Origin of the sequence: Serratia rhizosphaerae, from assembly GCF_009817885.1 — a bacterium.
Taxonomy (GTDB): Bacteria; Pseudomonadota; Gammaproteobacteria; order Enterobacterales; family Enterobacteriaceae; genus Serratia_B; species Serratia_B rhizosphaerae.
In genome coordinates this window covers 3,448,789-3,464,542 of the sequence record NZ_CP041764.1, presented here as the reverse complement: position 1 = coordinate 3,464,542, position 15,754 = coordinate 3,448,789, and the positions used below count along the sequence as shown (strand labels likewise).

Annotated in this window: 16 protein-coding genes; 5 read left to right on the top strand and 11 right to left on the bottom strand. The window is 57.2% G+C overall.

Annotated elements, in window-relative coordinates; genetic code table 11:
• The first annotated feature begins 19 nt into the window (after window positions 1-19).
• Window positions 20-1,483, top strand: coding sequence for a membrane-bound lytic murein transglycosylase MltF (mltF, locus tag FO014_RS16150; protein WP_160030261.1), 1,464 nt, complete (start codon window positions 20-22; stop codon window positions 1,481-1,483).
• Here mltF and tadA read toward each other — a convergent pair.
• Entirely contained in the window at window positions 1,480-1,986 is a 507-nt protein-coding gene (tadA, locus tag FO014_RS16145) for a tRNA adenosine(34) deaminase TadA (protein WP_105232212.1), read from the bottom strand. The genes mltF and tadA overlap by 4 nt on opposite strands.
• 241 nt (window positions 1,987-2,227) lie before the next feature.
• Between tadA and yiaY the strand changes: the two genes are divergently transcribed.
• The gene (gene yiaY / locus FO014_RS16140; RefSeq protein WP_111736610.1) at window positions 2,228-3,379 is read left to right on the top strand and encodes an L-threonine dehydrogenase; all 1,152 of its coding nucleotides are present in this window, start codon (window positions 2,228-2,230) and stop codon (window positions 3,377-3,379) included.
• 56 nt (window positions 3,380-3,435) lie between these two features.
• Here yiaY and yfhb read toward each other — a convergent pair whose 3' ends face one another.
• From yfhb to murQ, 3 genes are read right to left on the bottom strand one after another with little or no spacing between them, the layout of a single operon-like run.
• Window positions 3,436-4,092 carry a phosphatidylglycerophosphatase C gene (gene yfhb / locus FO014_RS16135; protein ID WP_160030260.1) on the bottom strand — a complete coding sequence of 219 codons (657 nt, stop codon included), beginning with the start codon at window positions 4,090-4,092 and terminating at the stop codon, window positions 3,436-3,438.
• A gap of 3 nt (window positions 4,093-4,095) precedes the next feature.
• Window positions 4,096-5,463 carry a PTS transporter subunit EIIC gene (locus FO014_RS16130; RefSeq protein ID WP_160030259.1) on the bottom strand — a complete coding sequence of 456 codons (1,368 nt, stop codon included), beginning with the start codon at window positions 5,461-5,463 and terminating at the stop codon, window positions 4,096-4,098.
• A 19-nt stretch (window positions 5,464-5,482) separates the two neighbouring features.
• Window positions 5,483-6,376: an N-acetylmuramic acid 6-phosphate etherase gene (gene murQ / locus FO014_RS16125; RefSeq protein ID WP_160030258.1), complete on the bottom strand. Its 894-nt coding sequence runs from the start codon at window positions 6,374-6,376 to the stop codon at window positions 5,483-5,485.
• A 173-nt stretch (window positions 6,377-6,549) separates the two neighbouring features.
• Here murQ and FO014_RS16120 point away from each other — a divergent pair, with 173 nt between their 5' ends.
• From FO014_RS16120 to FO014_RS16110, 3 genes are all read left to right on the top strand, one after another.
• Window positions 6,550-7,392, top strand: coding sequence for a MurR/RpiR family transcriptional regulator (locus FO014_RS16120; RefSeq protein WP_160030257.1), 843 nt, complete (start codon window positions 6,550-6,552; stop codon window positions 7,390-7,392).
• A 799-nt stretch (window positions 7,393-8,191) separates the two neighbouring features.
• Complete coding sequence (locus tag FO014_RS16115) at window positions 8,192-8,431, top strand: hypothetical protein (protein WP_160030256.1); 240 nt, start codon at window positions 8,192-8,194, stop codon at window positions 8,429-8,431.
• A gap of 18 nt (window positions 8,432-8,449) precedes the next feature.
• The gene (locus tag FO014_RS16110; protein ID WP_054306838.1) at window positions 8,450-8,710 is read left to right on the top strand and encodes a YfhL family 4Fe-4S dicluster ferredoxin; all 261 of its coding nucleotides are present in this window, start codon (window positions 8,450-8,452) and stop codon (window positions 8,708-8,710) included.
• 37 nt (window positions 8,711-8,747) lie between these two features.
• Here the strand turns inward: FO014_RS16110 and acpS are convergent, their stop codons facing one another.
• The 7 genes from acpS to lepA all read right to left on the bottom strand — a co-directional run bounded on the left by acpS (window position 8,748) and on the right by lepA (window position 15,284).
• A complete protein-coding gene (gene acpS / locus FO014_RS16105) occupies window positions 8,748-9,128 on the bottom strand; it encodes a holo-ACP synthase (protein ID WP_015673449.1) in 381 nt (126 codons plus the stop codon).
• The gene (pdxJ, locus tag FO014_RS16100) at window positions 9,128-9,859 is read right to left on the bottom strand and encodes a pyridoxine 5'-phosphate synthase (protein WP_105232219.1); all 732 of its coding nucleotides are present in this window, start codon (window positions 9,857-9,859) and stop codon (window positions 9,128-9,130) included. The genes acpS and pdxJ overlap by 1 nt, the downstream gene beginning before the upstream one ends.
• 74 nt (window positions 9,860-9,933) lie before the next feature.
• The gene (gene recO / locus FO014_RS16095; protein ID WP_160030255.1) at window positions 9,934-10,665 is read right to left on the bottom strand and encodes a DNA repair protein RecO; all 732 of its coding nucleotides are present in this window, start codon (window positions 10,663-10,665) and stop codon (window positions 9,934-9,936) included.
• Between the two features lie 6 nt (window positions 10,666-10,671).
• On the bottom strand, window positions 10,672-11,580 hold the full coding sequence (gene era, locus FO014_RS16090) for a GTPase Era (RefSeq protein WP_015673452.1): 909 nt from the start codon (window positions 11,578-11,580) through the stop codon (window positions 10,672-10,674).
• Window positions 11,577-12,257 carry a ribonuclease III gene (rnc, locus tag FO014_RS16085; RefSeq protein WP_004929158.1) on the bottom strand — a complete coding sequence of 227 codons (681 nt, stop codon included), beginning with the start codon at window positions 12,255-12,257 and terminating at the stop codon, window positions 11,577-11,579. Before rnc ends, era begins: the two co-directional genes overlap by 4 nt.
• 219 nt (window positions 12,258-12,476) lie before the next feature.
• Window positions 12,477-13,454 carry a signal peptidase I gene (gene lepB, locus FO014_RS16080; RefSeq protein WP_105232222.1) on the bottom strand — a complete coding sequence of 326 codons (978 nt, stop codon included), beginning with the start codon at window positions 13,452-13,454 and terminating at the stop codon, window positions 12,477-12,479.
• A gap of 30 nt (window positions 13,455-13,484) precedes the next feature.
• Window positions 13,485-15,284: a translation elongation factor 4 gene (gene lepA / locus FO014_RS16075; protein ID WP_160030254.1), complete on the bottom strand. Its 1,800-nt coding sequence runs from the start codon at window positions 15,282-15,284 to the stop codon at window positions 13,485-13,487.
• Window positions 15,285-15,754: the final 470 nt, after the last annotated feature.

Here is a 15,754-nt window from a genome sequence, read left to right as displayed (position 1 = left end):
GTCGCCGCGAGATAACTATTTGAAACACCAAAAGCTAAACTACATTCTCATCGGCGTTATCGCCGTGCTTCTGGCTCTCGCGCTCTGGCCGAACATCCCCTGGCGCAGCGGTCAGGGCGGGCAACTCGAAGAGATCATATCCCGGGGAGAGCTGCGCATCAGTACGCTCAACTCGCCGTTAACCTATTTCACGACCCCCAAAGGCCCGAGCGGCCTGGACTATGAATTGGCGAAACGCTTCGCTAATTATCTGGGCGTGAAACTGGTCGTTTTGCCGCATCAAAACATCAACGATCTGTTTGACGATCTGGACGATAACGACGCCGATATGCTGGCCGCCGGCCTGATCTACAATCAGGAGCGCCTCAGCCGCGCCCGCACCGGCCCGGCCTACTACTCCGTTTCCCAGCAATTGGTGTACCGGCTGGGCAGCGCGCGGCCGAAAACCTTCGCCGATATAAAAGGCAAACTGGCGGTGGCCTCCGGTTCCGCCCACGTCAGCACCCTGAAGCAGCTGAAACACGATAAGTTCCCCGATCTGCAGTGGGAATCCTCCAGCGACCTGACCTCACGCGAGCTGTTGGAGCAGGTGGCCGCCGGTAAACTGGATTACACCATCGGCGACTCGATCAGCATCGCACTGCTGCAGCGCATCCATCCGCAGTTGGCTGTGGCCTTCGACGTCGCCGACGAGGAGCCGGTCACCTGGTACCTGAAACGCAGCGGTGACGACAGCCTGTATGCCGCCATGCTGGACTTCTTCAGCCAAATGGTGGAAGACGGCACGCTGGCGCGCCTGGAAGAGAAATACCTCGGCCATGTCGGCAGCTTCGACTATGTGGACACCAAGACGTTCCTGTCGGCGATCGACTCCGTGCTGCCCACCTACCAGCCGCTGTTCCAGAAATACGCCACGGCGTTTGACTGGCGTCTGCTGGCGGCGATCGCCTACCAGGAATCGCACTGGAACCCGCTGGCGACGTCGCCAACCGGCGTGCGCGGCCTGATGATGCTGACCCGCGCCACCGCCGACGGACTGGGGGTGAACGACCGTCTCGATCCGGAAGAGAGTATTCAGGGCGGCGCACTCTATCTGCAGCGCCTGATGGCAAAAATACCGGAAACGGTGCCGGAAGATGAAAGGATCTGGTTTGCGCTGGCGGCCTATAACATCGGCTGGGGGCATATGCTCGACGCGCGCAAACTGACCAAAATGCAAAGCGGCAATCCGGACAGCTGGGTCGATGTGAAACAGCGCCTGCCGATGCTCAGCCAAAAGCGCTACTACCCGCAGCTGACCTACGGCTATGCGCGCGGCCGGGAAGCCTATAACTACGTAGAAAACATCCGCCGTTATCAGGTCAGCCTGGTGGGATACCTGCAGGAAAAAGAGAAAAAAGCCGCGCGGGAACGGCAGGAGCAGACCGCCATGATGCAGAGCTACCCGGCGGTGCCGGCCAAGCTGGCGCTCAACCTCGATTAATCCGCAGCGCCGGCCGCGCGCTGCGCCAGCTTCAGCGCCTTTTTCTGTTCGCGGCGCAGGCGGAAAAAGTTGCTCAGCGTCGCGGCGCACTCATCCGCCAGCACGCCGGCGGTGATCTCCACCTGATGATTCATGCCAGGATGTCGCAGAATATCCACCAGCGACCCTGCCGCGCCGGTCTTTTCGTCCGAGGCGCCATACACCAGACGCCGTATGCGGCTGTGCACCATCGCGCCTGCACACATCACGCAGGGTTCCAGCGTCACGTATAACGTCGCATTCAGTAGCCGGTAGTTCTGCAGCACCGCGCCGCCCTGCCGCAGCGCCATAATTTCCGCATGGGCGGTCGGATCGTGGCGGCCAATCGGCCGGTTCCAGCCCTCGCCGATAACCTGATTGTCCAGCACCAGCAGCGCCCCCACCGGCACCTCGCCTTCTTCCTGCGCACGCAGGGCCAGTTTCAGCGCCTGGCGCATCCAGTAATCGTCATTATATTCGGTCATTATCTCGTTCCTCGTGCGCTTTGCGGCCGGCATTATACACAGTAGCCGATTCCCGCTCCTCTTTTGTCACCGGCAAAAGCACGCTCGCTCCCGAACTGCGGGCAGCAGAATGACGGCCTTTCCCCGGCGCACGCCCCTAATACGCTGAATATTCGCCAAATCATTGTGGTAGATCATGTCTCACCTCCCCCGAACGGAGTAACGTAGCAGACATAAAATCAATGATTTCAAGGAGCGCACAATGGCTGCTGCAACATTCTATATTCCTTCCGTTAATATGATCGGCTCCGGCTGCCTGGAAGAGGCGGCGAAAACCATGCAAGAGCAAGGCCTGCGCCATGCGTTGATCGTCACCGACCGGGTACTAAACGACATCGGCGTGGTCGCCCAGGTGCAACAACTGCTCACCGCACAGGATATCCAGAGCTGCGTGTACGACGGTACTCACCCTAACCCAACCACCAGCAACGTTGAACAAGGGCTGGCGCTGCTGCGCGAACATCAGTGCGACTGCGTCATCTCTCTTGGCGGCGGCTCTCCGCACGACTGCGCCAAAGGCATCGCGCTGGTCGCCACCAACGGCGGCGATATCAAGGATTATGAAGGCGTGGACCGCTCCGCCAAGCCACAGCTGCCGATGGTGGCGATTAACACTACCGCCGGCACCGCGTCAGAAATGACCCGCTTCTGCATCATTACCGACGAAGTCCGTCATATCAAAATGGCCATTGTCGACAAGCACGTTACGCCGATCCTGTCCGTTAACGATCCGCACCTGATGGCCGGCATGCCGAAAGGGCTGACGGCGGCCACCGGGATGGATGCGCTGACGCACGCCATCGAGGCTTACGTCTCCAGTGCCGCCAACCCGATCACCGACGCCTGCGCGCTGAAAGCGGTAACCATGATTATGGCGTCGCTGCGCGATGCGGTGAACGACGGCAAGAATATGCAGGCGCGTGAAGATATGGCTTACGCCCAGTTCCTGGCCGGCATGGCGTTCAACAACGCCTCTCTGGGTTACGTGCATGCCATGGCCCACCAGTTGGGCGGCTTCTATAACCTGCCGCACGGCGTCTGCAATGCGGTGCTGCTGCCTCACGTACAGGAGTTCAACGCCTCCGTAGCGGCAGGCCGCCTGAAAGACGTCGCCGTTGCGATGGGGCTGGAAGTGAGCAACCTGAACGACAGTCAGGGCGCCGCGGCCTGTATCGCAGCCATCCGCAAGCTGGCGCAGGATGTCGGCATCCCGGCCGGGCTGCGCGATCTGCAGGTGAAAGAAGAAGACTTCGATACGCTGGCGGCTAACGCGCTGAAAGACGCCTGCGGCTTCACCAACCCGATCCAGGCCAACCACGAGCAGATTGTCGCCATCTTTAAAGCGGCTATGTAAACCGCGCCGGCAAGTAAGCAGCAAAAAGGGCAGGATTCGCATCCTGCCCTTTTTTGTTATTCCAACTGCTGCAGCTCGCCCTCTTTACTTACCCGCCAACGATGTTCGCAGAAGAACAGCAGCGGATTGTCCTGTTTGCTGTCGCTGTAGCCGCTGTACAATTTTAACGGTGCGCCGATGCGCTGCTCCAGCTGCACCACCTTTTGCGCCCCCAGACAGCGCATTTCCAGCACCCAGCCGCCATAGCGGCGGGTCATCCTGCTGCCTATCAACCGCACACGCGGTAAAAACAGCGAATCCTGATATACCTGTTCCACCAGTCTTTCCGGCGAGCCGGTAATCAACCACACCTGCGCATCATGCGCATCAAGATACTGGCGCAAACGCATCTGCACCACCGGAAATGCGGTCACCTTGGCGCGGAAGTAGGCGACAAAGCGCGCTTCCAGCGTCCGCAATCGCGCTTCCGAATGGCCAAACGTAATCGACCATAGCAACAGACTCATCGGCCAGCGCGCCGCGCGACCGGCGACCAACATCACCGCCCCCACTAACGGCAACAGGGGGATCACCAATACAAGATTCAACGGCAGATGCCGCAATAAAAAGCGCAAGAAGCTGCCAAACATATCTTCCTGATGCAAGGTGCCGTCCAGATCGAAGAACACAATGCGGCGCGACTCTTCGGCCTTCTGGCGTGGTTGGTCACTCAAACGCTACTCCTCAGGATCGTTGAACCCCATGATCCAGGTGAAAATGAACCCTGCTACAATCGTAATCAGCATCCCGGCCAGATACAACATCACCTTGCCCGAGACGATGGTCAACGCCAACGGCACCCCGGAAAGGCCGAAGGTAATCACCGTCGCCACCTTCCAGTAGCTGATCAGCGCGCCGCCGACCGCACCGCCGAGGCAGGCGCCAATAAACGGTTTACCCAGCGGCAGCGTCACGCCGAAAATCAGCGGCTCGCCAATGCCCAGAATACCAACCGGCAGCGCCCCCTTAATCACCTTTTTCAATCGCGCATTACGGGTTTTCAGCAGTACGGCAAGGGTTGCACCAACCTGCCCTACGCCCGCCATTGCCAAAATCGGCAGCAGCGGATTGGCGCCATGCGCCTGCACCAGTTCAACGTGGATCGGCACCAAACCCTGATGCAGCCCGGACAACACCAGCGGCAGAAACAGACCGGACAACAGCGCACCAACCAGCAGACCGCCCTTGTCCAGCGCCAGGTTGGCACCGTGGGTAATCGCATCGGAAATATAACCGCCCAACGGCTGCAGGATCGCAATCGCCAGCGAAGCGGTAATCAATGTGGTCAGCAGCGGATTTAAAATCAGCTCAACCGATTCCGGCAGCAGCCTGCGCAGGCGCTTTTCCAACCAGCACATCAGCGCCACCACCAGCAGCACAGCGATCACGCCGCCGCGCCCCGGCTGCAGCGCCTCGCCAAACAGGGTAATTTGCGCCAGCTGCGGGCTGGAAAGAATACCGGCCATCACCCCGCCCATCGCCTGCGAGCCGCCGAACACCCGCGCCGCGTTAACGCCAACCAGAATATTCATAATGGCGAACACCGCGCTGCCGAAGATCGCCAGCAGGCCAAGTATATTCGGGTAGCTCAGCGCGATATCGCCGGCGATATCCGGCCGCTTCAAGAGATTAATAATACCGGTAATCAGGCCGGAGGCGATAAATGCCGGTATCAGCGGTATAAAGATATTAGCCAGTTTTTTCAGCACCCCACTCATCGGCGCGGCGTATTTGGCTTTGGCGGCGGCCTTATTTTCGGCAATCTTATCGGCGACGTCGGCGCCCGCCTCCGGCTCACTCAGCAAGGCGCGCATCTCATCCACCACCTTGGCGGCGGCGCCCGGCCCAACAATAAACTGGTGCTGCCCGCCTTGCTTGATGTACCCCTTGATGCCGTCCAGCCGCTGTAACAGGGACAGCTCAAGCCGTTGTTCATCGCTGACCTCGACACGCACCCGCGTCATACAGTTTTCCAGCTTGAGGATGTTCCCCTCGCCGCCGACGCCCGCCAAAATCTGCCGGGCCAGTGCCGCCGTCTTATCCATTGATCACCTCAATGAGCCATTAATCCGCCAACGCCGCACGCAGGTAGCCGTGATGCGCCTGTAAACGCCGCTGCGCCTCTTCAGCGCTGATGCCGGCCAACAGCATCAGAATCGCCGGCTTCACCTCGAAATCGGTCTGCGCCAGCGCAGTTTCCGCCAGGCTGCGTTCGGCGCCGGTCGCTTCGACGACGATGCGGCAGGCACGATCCACCAGCTTCACGTTGGTCGCCTTCACGTCCACCATCAGGTTCTGGTACACCTTGCCCCATTTAACCATTGCGCCGGTTGAGATCATGTTCAGCACCAGTTTTTGCGCCGTGCCGGACTTCATGCGGGTCGAGCCGGTCAAGGCTTCCGGACCAACCAGCGGGGAAATCGCCACCTGCGCTTCCGCGGCAATCGGCGAGTCAGGGTTGCAGGAGATCGCCGCCGTCGGGCAACCCAGCTGACGCGCATAGCGCAATGCGCCGATCACATACGGCGTACGGCCGGAAGCCGCCAGCCCAACCACCATGTCAGTCGGTGTTAACGTCAGACCCTGCAGGTCACGCTCCCCCAACGCCGCGTCATCCTCAGCGCCCTCTACCGCTTTTAACAGCGCGCCGGGGCCGCCGGCGATCAGACCCACGACCACGCCGTGCGGCACGCCGAAGGTTGGCGGACATTCGGACGCGTCCAGCACGCCAAGGCGACCGCTGGTGCCCGCCCCCAGATAAATCAGGCGGCCACCTGCCTGCAGCGCCGCCGCTGCCAAATCGACCGCCTGAGCGATCTCCGGTAGTACCGCCGCAATCGCCTGCGGCACTTTACGGTCTTCACGGTTAAAGCAGGTCACCATCTCCAGCGTCGACATTTCATCCAACGTCATCGTCTCTGGATTGCGGGTTTCGGATACTAGTGCGCCTAAATTCATGGGGTAACCTCTGGAATTTTTAATTCAAAAACACAAGGTAATATTTGAATATTTAATTCAACAAAGCGAGCACTATTTGCTAGTTTATACCGACGCGCTCACAAAAATTTTTACTGCGCGCCAACACGCCGTTATGGCAACATCTCTCCACTGGCACTATTAGGAATAACGGCATGAGTACCCTTCTTCGCATTCGGCAAATGTATCCTGCGCTGGCGCAGAACGATCGCAAACTGGCGGATTATCTACTGCACAACGCCGAAGAGGCTCGCCACCTGAGTTCGCAAAAGCTGGCTCAGGTAGCCGGCGTCAGCCAATCCAGCGTGGTCAAGTTTGCACAGAAGATGGGTTATAAAGGTTTCCCGGCGCTGAAACTGGCGCTGAGCGAAACGCTGGCGCAGCCGGAACCGGTGGTGACCGTGCATAACCGGATCCTCAGCAGCGATACGCTCAAAACCGTCGGTGAAAAACTGCTGCTGGAAAAACAGGCGGCATTGCGTGCTACGCTGGACATTAACAGTGAAGAACGTCTGCATCAGGCTCTGACTATGCTGCGTAGCGCGCGGCGAGTGTTTCTGATGGGGATTGGCGCCTCGGGTCTGGTCGCCAAAGACTTTTCCTACAAACTGCTGAAAATCGGCGTGATGGCGGTGGCCGAAGCCGATATGCATGCGCAGTTAGCTGCGGTGCAGGCGCTGGATCCGCAAGACTTGCTGGTTGCCCTCTCCTTCAGCGGCGAGCGGCGCGAAATCAATCTGGCCGCCGACGAAGCCAAAGCGGCCGGCGCACGGGTTCTGGCGCTCACCTGCTTCTCCCCCAACAGCCTGCAGCAGCGTGCGGACCACTGCCTGTACACCATTGCCGAAGAACCCAGCACCCGCAGCGCCGCCATTTCCTCCAGCACTGCCCAATATGCCCTTACCGACCTGTTGTTTATGGCGTTAATCCAACATGATGTGGATCATGCGCGAGTACGTATTAAACATAGCGAACAGTTGATGAGGAAATTGGTTTAAATAAACTCTAGTTATTAATAACGTCATCTATCTGGCGTAAAAATCCGGCGCTCGTCATTATCACGTCCAGATAGATCGCCCTATCGCGTATCTCCCGACATGGGAAAAATAGAACGCAAGCCGGGAGGCCGAGGCGTAAAAAAGCCGCCGTGTGTTTAGCGTAATGATTTCTCTAATTCCAATGGATTCCTTTTCCTGCTTTTAATCCTCTTGGCCGGCGAACCAAAATACATCCCCCACTCTTCCGTATTTTTCATTACCAATGAGTTGGCGCCAACCGACGTTCCTTCAGCCAGCGTTATCCCCGGCATGACAATGGATTAAGACCCCACAATCACATGCCGTTCAAGTACAATCGTTCCGGAAACGACGCCCGTAAGTGCGGCGGGAACGGTAAGGTTTGTCATAAACCTGCCGCTATAGTCATCACTTTTTGAATAAAGCTTCACCGACTGTGATATACCGCAACAATCGCGCATAATAATGCCCGCGCCCGCGAAAACTGCAGTATAGCCGCCGATATGGACATAAGAACCTATATCAAGAAAACCATCGCCTGCCGCAATATTGTCGAAAATCCGTCAATTCTGACGTTGTCCTCCATCGAGATATTCTCAATACCGATAATGGTGCAATTCTTTGCAACTCAAAAATTCGTTCCTACTGACTTAAACCCACACTCTCTGAGATCGTCTTCATGATAATAACCGGGATTAAAGCATTCATTTTTCACAAATAAACTCCATTTATGTCAATCACTGATAGTATGTCGCCGTACATGGAACATGAAAGTCTTATCATGCATAAAACCCCCTCTAAAAGCCATCCTGGATACAGTACCGCTCAAAATACCGCCATATCAATGCCCGGCACGCCATCCGTGCAGGCAAAAACAGGCACTATGCCGCGCCAGCAGAAGATAAGCTTGATCTCGTCGATGAAAGCAGTTGGAACGGACAAAAAACAACCGGCTAAAAAGTGGTTTTATGGTAAAGTGCGCGGCGGCAGAAACTGCTTCTGCGCCCCCCCCGGCATGTAAGATGGAATTGTTACTAATATGGCTCTGCTGATTACCAAAAAATGCATCAACTGCGATATGTGTGAACCCGAGTGCCCGAATCAGGCTATCTCAATGGGCGCGGACATTTACCAGATTGATACCGAACGCTGCACCGAATGCGTCGGTCATTATGATACACCGACCTGTCAGCAGGTATGCCCGATTGATAACACCATCGTGGTCGACCCGCAGCATACGGAAAGCCAGGAACAGCTGTGGGATAAGTTTGTGGTGCTGCATCACGCCGACAGGCTGTAATTCACGGACGCCGCGCCCTGCGGCGTCCGTATCGTCATCAGCTTTCGATTATCACCGTCGCGCAGGCATAACGGCGCTCATCGGCCAGTGAAACGTGGATGTTCGTCACCCCCATTTCCTGCGCCAGCTCCGCCGCCCGCTCATGCAGGCGAATGTTCGGCTTGCCCAATCCGTCGTTAAACACTTCAAACTGATTGAACGCCAACCCGTTGCGGATACCGGTGCCGAACGCCTTCGCCGCCGCCTCTTTGACGGCAAAACGCTTGGCCAGAAAACGCACCGGCTGCTGATGCTGCTGATAGAGCGCCCATTCGGCCGCGTTCAGCACCCGCCGCGCCAGCCGATCGCCGCTGCGTTCAACCACCGCTTCAATACGTGCAATTTCAACGATATCGGTGCCAAGCCCAAGTACCGCCATTAGCGACGCGCTTCCCGCATCAGCAGCTTCATCTCGGCAACCGCGTCCGCCAGGCCGCTCATCACCGCCTGCCCGATAATGGCGTGGCCGATATTCAGCTCATGCATTTCCGGCAACGCGGCAATCGGCTGCACGTTATGGTAGGTCAGACCGTGGCCGGCATTGACCTTCAGGCCCTTTTCCGCCGCATAGCGCGCCGCCTGCGCAATGCGCAGCAGTTCGGCCTCTACCGCCAGCTCACCCTGCGCTTCGGCATAGGCGCCGGTGTGAATCTCAATGTACGGCGCGCCCACCGCCACCGCCGCGTCAATCTGGCGATGATCCGGGTCGATAAACAGCGACACCTGAATGCCCGCCTGCGTCAGACGCTCAACCGCCAGCGTCATTTTGTCCAACTGGCCAGCAACGTCCAGCCCGCCCTCGGTGGTCACTTCCTCACGCTTTTCCGGCACCAGGCAGCAGAAGTGCGGCTGCAGTTCACAGGCGATGTCCAGCATCTCGTCGGTCACGGCCATTTCCAGATTCATTCGCGTCTGGATGGTCTGGCGCAAAATACGCACGTCGCGATCGGTGATGTGGCGGCGGTCCTCACGCAGATGAACCGTGATGCCGTCTGCACCGGCCTGTTCAGCGGTAAATGCCGCCTGTACCGGATCGGGATATTGGGTTCCGCGCGCGTTACGCAAGGTGGCGATATGATCGATATTAACGCCGAGCAGTAAATCAGCCATGACAACCTCTTAGATTGAAATTTTCGTTCCCGCAGTTTACACGCAGGCGGAAAGCGGCAAAAGCAGAAAGGGCGTCAGGCGTCATCAACCGGCGTATGCGGTTGCTTACGGACGAACTGACGAAACAGCTCGCGGCTTTTCAGCGGCTTGCCGCCAAGATAGGGTTTCAATGCGATACGGGTAAAACGTTTGGCGGCGCGCAGGGTATCGGCATCCGGGAACTGACGCTCGGCCAGCGCGCGCAGTTCGCGGCCGGTAAAGCTGTAATGATCCACTACCAGGCTGGCAATAAAGCCTTTTTCCTCGCGATAGCGGTAGGTCATGCCGTCATCAACCGCCTCGCCGCTGCCGGCGCAGTGCAGAAAATCCACGCCGTAACCCAGATGATGCAACAGCGCCAGTTCAAACTGCCGCAGCGCATGTTCCGGCGAACCGTCCGCCGCCGCCAGCATCTGCAAACACTGCAGATAATCAAAGAACAGCACCGAATAGTTGGCTTCCTGCTCCAGCACGCGCGACAGCAATTCGTTAACGTACAGGCCGCTGTACAGCATCATGCCGCTGAGAGGTAAACCGAGGGAGACCGCTTCGGCGTTGCGCAGCGTTTTTACTTCGCTACGCCCGCCCCAACGGACCAACAGAGGGGTAAAGGGCTGCAGACAGCCCTTTAAATTGGAACGGCGGCTACGCGCGCCTTTGGCCAGTAAACGCACCCGTCCGTGGCCTTCGGTAAACAGATCCAGCATCAGGCTGGTTTCACTGTACGGTCGCCCATGCAGGACGAAAGCGCGCTCCCAGCCGTCCATCGGCGGTTACTTCAGGTCGTCAACATAGCCCAGGCTGCGCAGCGCACGTTCGTCGTCCGCCCAGCCGGATTTAACTTTCACCCACAGTTCCAGATGCACTTTGGCTTCAAACATCTGTTCCATGTCCTGACGGGCTTCAATACCGATGGTTTTAATCTTCGCGCCCTTGTTGCCGATAACCATTTTCTTCTGGCCTTCGCGCTCAACCAGGATCAGACCGTGCACGTCATAGCCGCCGCGGTCATTGGCGACGAACTGTTCAATCTCAACGGTCACCGAATAAGGCAGCTCTTCACCCAGGAAACGCATCAGTTTTTCACGGATGATTTCCGACGCCATAAAACGCTGCGAACGATCGGTGATGTAATCTTCCGGGAAATGGTGTTCCGCTTCCGGCAGCAGTTTGCGCACAATGCCGGCGATAGTGTCAACATTCATCCCTTTCTCGGCGGAGATTGGCACCACGTCGAGGAAGTTCATCTGCTGGCTGAGGAAAGCAATATGCGGCAGCAGTTTGGATTTGTCAGTTACGTTGTCGACCTTGTTGATCGCCAGCAACACCGGGCACTTCAGGCTGCGCAGTTTGTTCAGCACCATCTCATCGTCGTCGGTCCAGTTGGTGCCTTCGACCACGAAGATCACCAGCTCCACATCGCCGATCGAGCTGCTGGCCGCACGGTTCATCAGACGGTTGATGGCGCGCTTTTCTTCGATGTGCAGCCCCGGGGTATCCACGTAGATCGCCTGATAAGGCCCCTCGGTGTCGATCCCCATAATGCGGTGACGCGTGGTCTGCGGCTTACGCGAGGTAATGGAGACTTTTTGCCCCAGCAGTTGGTTCAGCAACGTGGATTTGCCCACGTTGGGACGCCCAACGATCGCGATAAATCCGCAGTATTGTGTTTCTTCGCTCATTCAAGCTCCAGCTTTTTCAGCGCTTGTTCCGCTGCCGCCTGCTCGGCTTTACGGCGGCTTGAGCCGGTGCCTACCACCGGTTCGCTCAAACCACTCACCTGACAGTGGATGGTAAACTCCTGGTCGTGCGCTTCACCGCGAACCTGCACCACCAGATAAGAAGGCAACGGCAGATGACGCCCCTGCAGAAACTCCTGCAAACGGGTTTTTGGGTCTTTCTGCTTGTCGCCCGGGCTGATTTCATCCAACCGGCTACGATACCAGTCAAGAATCAAACGTTCGACGGTCTGAATGTCGCTGTCCAGGAAGACGCCGCCAATCAAGGCTTCCACCGTATCCGCCAAAATCGACTCGCGGCGGAAACCGCCGCTTTTCAGCTCGCCAGGGCCAAGGCGTAAACATTCGCCCAGGTCAAACTCACGTGCCATCTCCGCCAGCGTATTGCCGCGCACCAGCGTGGCGCGCATACGGCTCATATCGCCCTCGTCTACGCGAGGAAAGCGGTGGTAGAGCGCATTGGCGATGACAAAACTCAAAATAGAGTCGCCCAGGAACTCAAGACGTTCATTATGTTTGCTGCTGGCGCTGCGGTGAGTCAGCGCCTGCAGCAAAAGTTCTTGCTGTTGAAAAGTGTAGCCCAGCTTGCGCTGCAGCCTGTTAATTACGATGGGATTCATGAGTTACCAATAGATCAAGAATGCGTCAAAAACTTTACAGCATACGGAACAGACCTGCTTTCCAAAGCTGTTTCGTTTGCAGTGGCTCTAAATCGAACCAACTTTTATCGCCCGGTATTCTACAACGAGCAGCAACAGAATGCTGCGTTTATCTCCCCGCCCTGCTTCACGCCGCACTAAATTAATACGGCGCCGGGCAGAACGGGGAGACATGCGGAATTAGTGAATACCGCCAATACGGCTTAATCTTACGCCGGTCGGCCACTCACCTTCCTGTTTTTCAAAGCTCATCCAGATTGCGGTCGCTTTACCCACCAGGTTCTTCTCCGGTACGAAGCCCCAATAACGGCTGTCGGCGCTGTTATCGCGGTTATCGCCCATCATAAAGTAATGACCGGCCGGCACTACCCACTCGGCCAGCTGATTACCCGGCTGCTGGTAATAGGCGCCAACCTGATCCTGCGTGCCCGGCACGGTCAGCACCCGATGCGTCACGTCGCCCAGCGTTTCGTTGCGCTCACGCAGACGAATACCGCCTTGCGGCACGCTGTCGTTCAGCGGCACATTGTAGAAACCGTTGCTGGCTTCGCCCATGCCGCTGCGGCTGAACATTTGTACGAAATCGCTCGGCGCCGCCTGATTATAGGTGACCGCCAGCGCCTTATCACAGGACTGGCCGTTGTCACATGCCGGCTGTACCGTAACGCGCTTGTTCAGCGGATCGTAGCTGACCTTATCGCCCGGCAGGCCGACAACGCGCTTGATATAATCCAGCTTCGGATTCAGCGGATATTTAAATACCGCGATATCGCCGCGTTTCGGGTGGCCGGTTTCAATCAGCGTGGTCTGGGTGATCGGATCTTTAATCCCGTAAGCGTACTTCTCCACCAGAATAAAATCGCCGATCAACAGCGTCGGCATCATCGAACCGGATGGAATCTGGAACGGCTCGTAAACAAACGAGCGCACCACGAAGACCAGCAGCAACACCGGGAAAACCGATGCGCCGGTTTCCACCCAGCCCGGCTGCTTGGCGACTTTCGCCAGCGTCTTGTCATCCAGCGTGCCGTCGGTCTGTTCGTTGACCGCCGCAATTTTCGCCCGGCGAGCCGGCGCCCACTTAAAGCGCTCCAGGCACCAGATGATCCCGGTCACCAACGTGGCAATCGCCAGGATCAAGGCAAACATATTCGCCATGCAAACTCCCTTGTTATCAAGCCTTCGCTCTTACTTACCGTCTTTACCCACGTGCAGAATGGCCAGGAACGCTTCCTGCGGCAGCTCAACGTTGCCGACCTGTTTCATGCGCTTCTTACCGTCTTTCTGTTTCTGCAGCAGCTTTTTCTTACGGCTGACGTCGCCGCCGTAGCACTTGGCCAGAACGTTCTTACGCAGCTGCTTCACCGTTGAGCGCGCAATGATATGCGTGCCGATGGCCGCCTGAATGGCAATATCGAACTGCTGACGCGGGATCAGATCTTTCATCTTTTCCACCAGCTCGCGGCCGCGGTATTGCGCGTTGTCGCGGTGGGTGATCAGCGCCAGCGCATCCACGCGCTCGCTGTTGATCAGCACGTCGACGCGCACCATGTCGGAGGTCTGGAAGCGTTTGAAGTTGTAGTCCAGCGACGCATAACCGCGCGAGGTGGACTTCAGGCGGTCGAAGAAGTCGAGCACCACTTCCGCCATCGGAATCTCATAGGTCAGCGCCACCTGATTGCCGTGATACACCATATTGGTCTGCACGCCGCGTTTTTCCACGCACAGCGTAATCACGTTGCCCAGGTACTCCTGCGGCATCAGCATATGACATTCGGCGATCGGCTCGCGCAGCTCGCCAATATTGTTGAGCGGCGGCAGTTTGGACGGGCTGTCGACATATACCGTTTCACCGCCGGTGGTCTCCACTTCGTAGACAACCGTCGGCGCGGTGGTGATCAGATCCAGACCGTATTCACGCTCCAGACGCTCCTGAATGATCTCCATATGCAACAGGCCGAGGAAGCCGCAGCGGAAACCAAAGCCCAGCGCGGTGGAACTTTCCGGCTCATAGAACAGCGAGGCATCGTTCAGGCTCAGTTTGCCCAGCGCATCGCGGAAGGCTTCATAATCGTCAGAGCTGATTGGGAACAGGCCGGCATACACCTGCGGCTTCACTTTTTTGAAGCCCGGCAGCGGTTTTTCCGCCGGCTGGCGCGCGGTGGTCAGGGTATCGCCCACCGGGGCGCCCAGAATGTCTTTAATCGCACAGACCAGCCAGCCTACCTCGCCGCAGTTCAGCACGTCGCGGTCGACGCGTTTCGGGGTGAAAATCCCCAGGCGATCGGCGTTATAAATCTGACCGGTGCTCATGACCTTGATCTTGTCGCCTTTACGCATGGTGCCGTTTTTAATCCGCACCAGCGATACCACGCCAAGATAGTTATCAAACCAGGAGTCGATGATCAGCGCCTGCAGCGGCGCATCAGGATCGCCCTCCGGCGGTGGAATGTCGCGCACCAGACGCTCCAGCACGTCCGGCACGCCGACGCCGGTCTTCGCGGAGCAACGCACCGCATCGGCAGCGTCGATGCCGACGATATCTTCAATCTCCTGCGCCGCACGATCCGGATCGGCAGCCGGCAGGTCGATTTTGTTCAGTACCGGCACCACTTCCAGATCCATTTCAATGGCGGTATAGCAGTTAGCCAGCGTCTGCGCTTCTACGCCCTGCCCGGCGTCAACCACCAGCAGCGCACCTTCACAGGCCGCCAGCGAGCGAGAAACTTCATAAGAGAAGTCGACGTGGCCCGGGGTATCGATAAAGTTCAGCTGATAGGTTTCACCATCGGGCGCCTTATAATCCAGCGTGACGCTCTGCGCCTTGATGGTGATGCCGCGTTCGCGCTCCAGATCCATGGAGTCCAGCACCTGTGCGGCCATTTCACGGTCGGTCAGGCCGCCGCAAATCTGGATAATACGGTCCGACAGCGTCGATTTACCGTGGTCAATATGGGCAATAATGGAGAAATTTCGTATATGCTTCATTATAAAAGTTTTTCTGCCTTGGTATTTCTGAATTACTCGCCTATGGAAACCCGCATGGACCTAAAGCGACAGTGAGTTGGGTTAGGCCGTCTTTCGCCTGAATCGCTGCATTCTACATGCCGTAACAGCGAAAACCTAGCGATCGCTGCAGCGAAAACATTCTATTATGCGCTGTTTAATGGGGCCGGTGCTAGCCGTGGATGAAAACAAATGTTAATCGGAAAAACATTTTGCCCGGACGGGAAAAGGTCGGTAAAAACGCATACCGCTCCCACCCTTAATACACAATGCACCGCCGTGCAATCAACCCACTCTTAAATTCTCAAAAAAACAACCTTAATATCAGTTAATTATCCACTTCCACGCTTTAGGAAAAAACCCATATACCTGACGCCCGCACCTCGATAGAAAGAGGGTGAGCTCCGTATAAAATGATGAAATCAGGGCACTACATCGGCAAGCCCGCCGGA

Excerpts from the sequence above, each read along its gene's own strand:
- era (WP_015673452.1), bottom strand. The coding sequence starts at position 11,580 with ATGAGCGAAGAAACACAATACTGCGGATTTATCGCGATCGTTGGGCGT.
- acpS (WP_015673449.1), bottom strand. The coding sequence starts at position 9,128 with ATGGCGGTACTTGGGCTTGGCACCGATATCGTTGAAATTGCACGTATT.
- pdxJ (WP_105232219.1), bottom strand. The coding sequence starts at position 9,859 with ATGGCTGATTTACTGCTCGGCGTTAATATCGATCATATCGCCACCTTG.
- lepB (WP_105232222.1), bottom strand. The coding sequence starts at position 13,454 with ATGGCGAATATGTTTGCCTTGATCCTGGCGATTGCCACGTTGGTGACC.
- tadA (WP_105232212.1), bottom strand. The coding sequence starts at position 1,986 with ATGACCGAATATAATGACGATTACTGGATGCGCCAGGCGCTGAAACTG.
- yiaY (WP_111736610.1), top strand. The coding sequence starts at position 2,228 with ATGGCTGCTGCAACATTCTATATTCCTTCCGTTAATATGATCGGCTCC.
- recO (WP_160030255.1), bottom strand. The coding sequence starts at position 10,665 with ATGGACGGCTGGGAGCGCGCTTTCGTCCTGCATGGGCGACCGTACAGT.
- rnc (WP_004929158.1), bottom strand. The coding sequence starts at position 12,257 with ATGAATCCCATCGTAATTAACAGGCTGCAGCGCAAGCTGGGCTACACT.
- FO014_RS16115 (WP_160030256.1), top strand. The coding sequence starts at position 8,192 with ATGCATAAAACCCCCTCTAAAAGCCATCCTGGATACAGTACCGCTCAA.
- FO014_RS16130 (WP_160030259.1), bottom strand. The coding sequence starts at position 5,463 with ATGGATAAGACGGCGGCACTGGCCCGGCAGATTTTGGCGGGCGTCGGC.
- FO014_RS16120 (WP_160030257.1), top strand. The coding sequence starts at position 6,550 with ATGAGTACCCTTCTTCGCATTCGGCAAATGTATCCTGCGCTGGCGCAG.
- FO014_RS16110 (WP_054306838.1), top strand. The coding sequence starts at position 8,450 with ATGGCTCTGCTGATTACCAAAAAATGCATCAACTGCGATATGTGTGAA.
- lepA (WP_160030254.1), bottom strand. The coding sequence starts at position 15,284 with ATGAAGCATATACGAAATTTCTCCATTATTGCCCATATTGACCACGGT.
- murQ (WP_160030258.1), bottom strand. The coding sequence starts at position 6,376 with ATGAATTTAGGCGCACTAGTATCCGAAACCCGCAATCCAGAGACGATG.